Annotated in this window: 2 protein-coding genes; both read right to left on the reverse strand. The window is 70.7% G+C overall.

Annotated elements, in window-relative coordinates; genetic code table 11:
- Positions 1 to 660 (reverse strand): lysoplasmalogenase (locus tag EHS43_RS43670; RefSeq protein WP_260470997.1); only part of this gene is annotated, 660 nt, incomplete at its 3' end.
- Positions 661 to 833: 173 nt separating this feature from the next.
- Positions 834 to 1,724 (reverse strand): sterol desaturase family protein, encoded by an 891-nt coding sequence (locus EHS43_RS43675; RefSeq protein ID WP_125195955.1) that lies wholly within the window; start codon positions 1,722 to 1,724, stop codon positions 834 to 836.
- Positions 1,725 to 1,878 lie beyond the last annotated feature (154 nt).

The following is a 1,878-nucleotide window of genomic DNA, read 5'->3' on the forward strand; positions in this document are numbered from 1 at the left end:
CGCGTCCTGGGTCGAACGCCCCTCACCGTACGTCGTCATGGGTCCCCGGCGCGCTTCGAGGGCTCGTCGTGTGCCACTGGCCAGCAGGAACTGCGCGGCCACATAGGTGAGCATGATCCAGAAGTCGGGCCGGGGAGGCTGGGGCCAGTGGGCGACGCCGGTCGCGATGAGGGTGTCCGAGAGCAGGAAGAGCGCTCCGCCGAGCCCGGTGACGAGGCCGAACCGGACGCCCGCGGTGTACGCCATGGCGACGAGCAGGGCGCTGTAGCCGGCGACGGGGACGCGGAGGTCCGCCGGCAGGTCCGGCCACAGGAGGGCGACGGTGGTCACGAGGGTGAGGGCGTAGACGGGTGCCGGGACGAGAGCACGCGCGCGTGGCGTGCCGTGCCGCCCGAACAGCGCGAGGTAGCAGACGTGCCCGGCGGCGAAGGAGGCCATCCCCGCGAGGAAGGCCCGGTCGGAGTCCGACAGCAGGAGGACGTCGCCGCCCCAGCCGCACAGGAGGGCGGCGACGAGGAGACGCGGTGTGCCGCGGGCTGCCGCCCAGGCGGCGAGGAGCGGCATGAGCAGGGGCTTGGCGACGACGTGGCCGTCGTCGAAGCCGACGGCCAGGGAGACGAGGTCGGTGAGGGCGGCCGCGGCGAAGCAGGCGAGCAGCAGGGCGGCGAGGGAACGCGAGCGCGGGTCCGCCCCGGGACGGACCGTGGTCGATGTCTCCCGGTCGGGACGGCGGTCACGGTCACCGTCCCGCTCCCGTCCGGCGGCGCGAACCGGTCCCCGCTCGTGCCGCCCCCCGTGGGCACGCGCGCGTGTCCACCAGCCGGGCCCGCCTCTCACGCGGCCGCGCTTCCCTCGGCCGGAGCCGGTTCCGCCGCGGGGGCCGGTTCCGCCGGCGGCGACGGCTGCCATCCCGGTCCGCCGAACACCCGCCCGGCCCGCTCATGCCAACTGCGTGCCTGCTTGATGTCCTTGACGATCGCCACGTACTCGTGCGTGGCCACCTTGATGGGGTTGAACGTGTTGATGTTCTTGGTCAACCCGTAGACGGGCCGTTCGGTCTCGGCGACGAACGAGCCGAAGAGCCGGTCCCAGACGATGAGGATCCCGCCGAAGTTGCGGTCCAGGTAACCGCCCTGGGAGGCGTGGTGGACGCGGTGGTGGGAGGGGGTGTTGAGGACGAACTCGAACCAGCGGGGCATCTTGTCGATGCGTTCGGTGTGGATCCAGAACTGGTAGACGAGGTTCGCGGAGGAGCAGAAGGCGAGCGCGGCCGGGTGGACGCCGGCGGCGACGAGGGGGACGTAGAACGGCCAGACGGTCAGGCTCGTCCAGGGCTGGCGCAGCGCGGTGGTGAGGTTGAACTTCCGGCTGGAGTGGTGGACGACGTGGCAGGCCCACAGGATGCGGATGACGTGGTGCCCGCGGTGGGACCAGTAGTAGAAGAAGTCCTGCCCGAGCAGCATCAGGGGGACCGTCCACCACAGGACGGGCACGCGGAGCGGGGTGAGCTCGTAGAGGGCCGTGTAGAGGGCGACGATCGGGATCTTCCACAGGAAGTCGAAGAACAGACTGCCGAGCCCCATGCCCAGGCTGGTGGCGGCGTCCTTCGTCTCGTAGCCCGCCGCGTCCTCGTCGGGATGGATGCGGACGCTGATCATCTCGATGACGGTGAGCAGCACGAAGGCGGGGATGGACCAGACCACGACGTCGGGGAGGTTCGGCATGCGAGCACCGTAGAACCGCCGGTCGGGCGCGGCTAGACGTTGTTACCCACAAGTATTACCGGTGGTACGCGCTTGCTTCTTGGTGATCTCCGCCAAGGGGTGCGTCAACTGTCGCGTCAGCTGATCCCGGTCGCCCCCAGCAGGACCCCCACCC

Origin of the sequence: Streptomyces sp. RP5T, from assembly GCF_003933965.1 — a bacterium.
GTDB lineage: Bacteria > Actinomycetota > Actinomycetes > Streptomycetales > Streptomycetaceae > Streptomyces.